The following is a 5,235-nucleotide window of genomic DNA, read 5'->3' on the forward strand; positions in this document are numbered from 1 at the left end:
GTGGGGCGCTGGGTCCTACCTTGGCGGCGACCGCACCGTAGGGGACGTGGATCGTCGCGAACGGAGCGTTCGCGACATGCGCTGCCACCTGGCAGGCCCCGGCCGTGCTTGTCCAAGGTCGCGACGGGCAGGTCCGTGGGTGTCTCCCTGAGGGACCCAGAGTCCCTCAGGGAGGTACCCACGTCACGACCGCCCCCATACGTCCTTTGTAGACAGCGGCTAAACCCCGGCAGGAGCACCGAACCAGCGGGCCAGTGCGTCGCGAAGCCCGTCCGGGTCACCGGCGAAGCAGACGTAGCCGTCCGGCCGGACAAGGCGGACATCGCCGGGGTCGCCGGGTGTGTGGTCCACCCGGTCCCGCCAGCCGTCGGCGATCCCGGGCGGTCCGCCGAGCAGCAGGCCACGCCCGGAGTGCAGCTCGACGTCCGGCAGCCGGGCGCCCAGCAGCGGATGGGCCGGGCCGTCCGGCATGTCGTAGCGGATCTCCAGACCGGAGATCATGCCCGCCAGCAGGCGGTTCCCGTCCGGGGTTGCGGCCAGTTCGGCGGTGATGGCCCGCAGCGCGAGCACGTCCGGATCGGGCACCAGCAGCACGCCCTGCGCCCGGGTGTTCTGCAGTACCCGCGCGGCCACCGGATGCCGTTCGGTGTGGTAGGTGCCGAGCAGGCCCTCCGGCGCCCAGCCCGCGACCGCCGCGCCGAGCTTCCAGCCCAGGTTGAACGCGTCCTGCACGCCGAGGTTCAGCCCCTGCCCGCCCGCCGGTGAGTGGATGTGCGCGGCGTCCCCCGCGAGGAACACCCGGCCCGTCCGGTAGTGCTCGGCCTGCCGGGAGGCGTCGGTGAAGCGCGAGGCGTGGCGAACTTCGAGCAGCTTCGCGCTGTCCCCGTGTGCCTGGTGCAAGGCGGCCCGGACCTCCTCTTCGGTGATCGGCGCGTCGCGGCCCAGCTCCTGCTGCTCCTGGCTCGCGAACACGAAGCGGTACGCGTTGTCCTCCAACGGGATCAGGAAACCCGACCTGCTCGCGGACGGTTCGAGGTTCGGTATCCGCCATTCCGTGGGCAGCCTCGGATCCTCGGCCAGCACGACGTCGGCGACGGCCATCGAAACCCGCCCGTCCCTGCCGGGGAAGGCGACGCCCAGCTCCTTGCGCACCCGGCTGCGCCCGCCGTCGGCACCGACCGCGTAGTCCGCGCGCAGCGTCCACTCCCCCTCGGGGCCGCCGACTGCGAGGGCGACGCCGTCGGCGTCCTGCTCCAGCCGAAGCAGCTCGGTGCCCCGCAGCACCGGGACACCCGCACCGGCGAGCCGGGCTTCCAGTGCCTCCTCGACCCGGCCCTGCGGAATACCCACCTGGTAAGGAAACCGGGTGTCGAAGACCGCGTAGTCCAGGCGCAGCCCCGCGAAGTGCCCGCCGGGGACGTTCGCGAAGGCCCGCTCGGCGATCGGCGCCAGCCAGCCCCGCGCGTCGAGCAGTTCGGCGGTGCGCGGCTGGAGGTTCAGCGCCTTCGACTGCGGGCTTCGCGCGGCCAGCCGGTCCAGGACGACGACGCGCGCTCCGGCCAGGTCCAGTTCGCTGGCCAGCACCAGCCCGGTCGGCCCGGCGCCCACGACGATGACGTCCGCGTCCATACCCGCCTCAGACCTTCAGGCCGTGCTTGGTGACGTACCGGATGTGGAAGGCGATCAGCCCGCCGAGCACCACGAGCCACTGCAAGGTGCTCACGAGCGGGACCGAGTCGATCGGCAGGCTGTAGGCGAGGATCACGCGGACGACCGCGTCGAGGCAGAAACCCAGCCCCCACACCAAGGTCACCACGCGCAGATGCCTGCGGAACGCCGGTTCGGTGTCCCAGCGGGAGTCCCACTGCCGGTGCCCTTCGGCGCCGATCTTCACGGTGACGATCGTGCGTGCCATCGACCGCATGAACGGCTGCCGGGTCAGCAGCGAGCCGAGCACCCACAGGCCGAGCGCGCCGAAGATCCAGCTGTCGCGGACCAGCATCAGCCGGGGGTCCCCGGTCACCATCGAGGTCAGCGCGCCAAGCAGGACAAGGCTCAGCGTGAACAGGGCGAGCGGGTCGACCCTGCGCTGTTTGACCAGCGTGTACCCGATCATCGGCAGGGCGAGCAGGGCGCCGCCCACCAGCGACAGCCATTGGTTCAGGCCCGCGGCACGCAGGCCGTAGTAGCCGCCGAGCGGCAACACCAGCTCGAGGAGCAGTTGCAGCACCAAATGCTTGCGCAACGCCGCGGTCTTCTCACGGTGGGTCCGTTCCACCGGGGTGGCCGGGGAGGATGCTTCCACAGTCATGGTTTCGTCCTTGTCGTCTGGGGTGGAGGCGGGCACGGTGCCGGTCACTGCTTCCGGACGGCCCGGTCGAAGAGGTCGGCCAGCTCGCGGGCGCACGCCGCCGTGTCGAAGTCCGGATCGACGGCCGCCTGGTTGGTGATCTGATCGAGGGCCCCGTTCACCGCGAGCACCAGCACCCGCGCGTCCAGTTCGCGGATCTCGCCCTGCCGCTGCCCCAGCTGGATCCGCTTCTCCTGCTCGATGGCGAACGCGGCCATGGCGGGGGCGAGGCCACGCAGCTCCGGGTCCTCGTTGTGCACCGCGTTCACGATCGTCTGCAGGGCACGCTGGTGCTTCGGGTACTCGTCGAGCAGGGCGACCCGGGTGGTGATGTAGAGCCGCAGCCTGCCGAGAATACTGGTCTCGGTGTCCATTTTGGACAGCAGGAACTCGCCGTTGACACGCAGCACCTCGGCGACGACCTCGCGGATCAGGTCGTCCTTGCCCTTGAAGTGGTACGAGATCATCCCGGTACTGCTCAGCCCGGCCTGCTTGGCGATCTTGGCGAAGCTGGCACCGGCGTACCCCTGGTCCGCGATGACCTCGATCGCCGCGTCCACGATCTGCGCCCGGCGGGCCGACTCGATGAACGTCCGCCCGCCTTGCTTGTCCGAACTGCTTTTTGCTGGCATGAGCAAAACCCTAGCGCGTCTTGCTTAACTGAGCAAGACCTAGTTCAACCAAGCAAACCGGTGCTCGCCGGGACAAAAGGGACTATCAGGACCCCTGCGCCCGTCGCTTCCCTACCGCGACGGGCGCCGTCGATCGACCCTTCGTTCGGGGGAACTCCGCGGCGGCTTCCCCCGCGCGGCACGCCATCCGGTTTTCGGCCCCGGCCGGGGGATCCGCGACCCGGTCCGCAGCGATCGCCCCTCGTGAGGGTGACAACCGGCACCTGACCCACCCGTTGTTCCGTAGTTGCCGCGCTAGGCCGTCCGTGTTCGTATCCCAGCGTCAGCAGCCGGAGACCACAGACGAGGGAGTGCACTTCATGCGCAGGACAATTGTCCAGGCGGTGGCGGGCGCGGCGGTCGTGGCCGCCACGGTCACCGCCTGCGGATCCGGGGACTCGAACGGCTCCAACGGGGCGTCCGGTTCGAGCGCCGCCGCGTCTTCCGGCGCCGGCGCTCCCAGCTCGGCCGGGCAGGGTGCGGCGAACGGTGCCGCCGGGCAGGTGAACTCGGCGATCGAGCAAGCGCTTCAGCAGAGCCCCCTCACCTTCGAACCGCAGAAGGCGGATCTGACGGACAAGGGAAAGCAGACCTTGGATCAGATCGCCAAGGCGTTGCAGGGCAACGATGTCAAGATCACCGTCGCCACGCACGCCGGCTATCCCGACGCACAGCAGGCGAAGACGTTGTCGGAGAAGCGCGCGCAGGCCATCGCCACCGACCTCGAAGGGCACGGCGTGGCCAAGGACCGCGTCAAGGAAGAAGCGACCGGAAGCGAGAAGGCGCAGGGTGATCAGGCACTGAACACCCAGATCAGCGTCGCGCGGTGACCTGTCGCGACAGTGCGGGCGGACAGCACGGACTGCCCGCCCGCACGACGCTGTCCACAGTGGAGCATTCGAGCCGCTGCCACTACCTCGTGGGACCCAGCGGCTACCCGAACTTCGGCGACGAGCTGATCGCCGCGACGTGGCTGCGTCATCTCGCGCGGACCGAGCCGGACGCCGAGGTCTGGCTGGACTGCCATTCGCCGGGACCCGCGCAACTGCTGCTCGGCGACCTGCATCCCCGCCTGCGGTGCGTCGACACCTTGTGGAGCCTGTGCGGCGAGGCGCCGTCGGACGATCCGTGGGAAGTGGCCGCGTGGGTGCAGGAGGTCGTGCACGATCCCGGACGCGCGCCGCGACGCGACGCGGGAATCGCCCTGCTCGGCCGCGCCGACGTCGTGCACCTGATCGGCGGCGGCTACCTCAACGCCCTGTGGCCCCGGCACATCGGCCTGATCGCGGGCGCGGCCGCCGCGGCCCGGCGCTCCGGCGGACGCGCGGCCATGACCGGCCAGGGATTCATGCCGTGCCCCAGCGGCGCGACCCACCTCCTGCGCTCGCTCGCCGACCGGTTCGACGTGGTCGACGTCCGCGACGATCCGTCAGCGGAGTTGCTGGCCGGGTCCGCCGCCGCGTACCGCACCTGTGACGACGCGTTTCTCGATCTCCCCGAGCCGCCGGCACATTCCCGGGCCCGCGAATTCGTTTTGTGCGTGCAGTCGGACATCGGCGACCTCGAAGTGTCCACATTGGCCGCAAGGGTACTCGGCATGCTGCGTGCCTGGCGTGCCGAACCCGGTCAGATCGCCGTCGTGGAAGGAATTCCGCGGGTGGATCGCGCGGTCCACGTCCTGCTCGAACACGAGCTCGACGGCGCCGAGTTCCACCCGTTCCGGGACGTCTGGCGGCACGGGGTGCCCGTGGCACCCGGGCAGACCTGGATCTCCACGCGCTACCACCTGCACCTGGTGGCCGCGGCCGCCGGGGCGACCGGGGTCGCGCTCAGCGTTTCGCCCGACTACTACGCGACCAAACATCGGAGCCTGGCCGACCTCGGCTCGGGGTGGACACCGCTCGACGCGCTGTCGACGGAGATACCGGAACGCCCGGACGGGAACGGGTTTCCGGCCTCGGTCATGCGGCGCTGCCGTCAGCTGAAGCTCTCGGTCGCCGAGGCGATCTACGGCACCCCGCCGAACGCGCCGGCCGTGCCCACCGAGGAACCTGCTACGCGACGCCGGGTGCTGCGGCCCCGGTGGTCCCGGGCGAGCGGCTGAGCCGAGCTGACGACCGCGCCCCTTTGTCGGGGGGGGCCGCGGGCGGGGCGGCGGGACGAGCCCCCCACCCATAGGGGGCAGAAAGGGGCCCCCGCCCGATGTCGCGAGGG

The 5,235-nt window shown here is 70.7% G+C and carries 5 protein-coding genes; 2 read left to right on the plus strand and 3 right to left on the minus strand.

The window, feature by feature from the left end:
* Positions 1-219 precede the first annotated feature (219 nt).
* From ACFWY9_RS36745 to ACFWY9_RS36755, 3 genes are read right to left on the minus strand one after another with little or no spacing between them, the layout of a single operon-like run.
* Entirely contained in the window at positions 220-1,629 is a 1,410-nt protein-coding gene (locus tag ACFWY9_RS36745) for an FAD-dependent monooxygenase (protein WP_378341069.1), read from the minus strand.
* 7 nt (positions 1,630-1,636) lie between these two features.
* The gene (locus ACFWY9_RS36750; RefSeq protein WP_378341070.1) at positions 1,637-2,311 is read right to left on the minus strand and encodes a VC0807 family protein; all 675 of its coding nucleotides are present in this window, start codon (positions 2,309-2,311) and stop codon (positions 1,637-1,639) included.
* A gap of 44 nt (positions 2,312-2,355) precedes the next feature.
* Positions 2,356-2,982, minus strand: a complete 627-nt coding sequence (locus tag ACFWY9_RS36755; protein WP_378330938.1) for a TetR/AcrR family transcriptional regulator — start codon at positions 2,980-2,982, stop codon at positions 2,356-2,358.
* A gap of 359 nt (positions 2,983-3,341) precedes the next feature.
* Between ACFWY9_RS36755 and ACFWY9_RS36760 the strand changes: the two genes are divergently transcribed.
* Both ACFWY9_RS36760 and ACFWY9_RS36765 read left to right on the plus strand, forming a co-directional pair.
* Complete coding sequence (locus tag ACFWY9_RS36760; protein WP_378341071.1) at positions 3,342-3,851, plus strand: OmpA family protein; 510 nt, start codon at positions 3,342-3,344, stop codon at positions 3,849-3,851.
* Positions 3,848-5,125 carry a polysaccharide pyruvyl transferase family protein gene (locus ACFWY9_RS36765; protein WP_378341072.1) on the plus strand — a complete coding sequence of 426 codons (1,278 nt, stop codon included), beginning with the start codon at positions 3,848-3,850 and terminating at the stop codon, positions 5,123-5,125. The genes ACFWY9_RS36760 and ACFWY9_RS36765 overlap by 4 nt, the downstream gene beginning before the upstream one ends.
* The last annotated feature ends 110 nt before the right edge of the window (positions 5,126-5,235 follow it).

Origin of the sequence: Amycolatopsis sp. NPDC059027 (assembly GCF_042739735.1) — a bacterium.
In the GTDB taxonomy this organism is placed as follows: Bacteria; Actinomycetota; Actinomycetes; order Mycobacteriales; family Pseudonocardiaceae; genus Amycolatopsis.

Coding starts and splice junctions, on each gene's coding strand:
- ACFWY9_RS36750 (WP_378341070.1), bottom strand. CDS start 2,311: ATGACTGTGGAAGCATCCTCCCCGGCCACCCCGGTGGAACGGACCCAC.
- ACFWY9_RS36755 (WP_378330938.1), bottom strand. CDS start 2,982: ATGCCAGCAAAAAGCAGTTCGGACAAGCAAGGCGGGCGGACGTTCATC.
- ACFWY9_RS36760 (WP_378341071.1), top strand. CDS start 3,342: ATGCGCAGGACAATTGTCCAGGCGGTGGCGGGCGCGGCGGTCGTGGCC.
- ACFWY9_RS36745 (WP_378341069.1), bottom strand. CDS start 1,629: ATGGACGCGGACGTCATCGTCGTGGGCGCCGGGCCGACCGGGCTGGTG.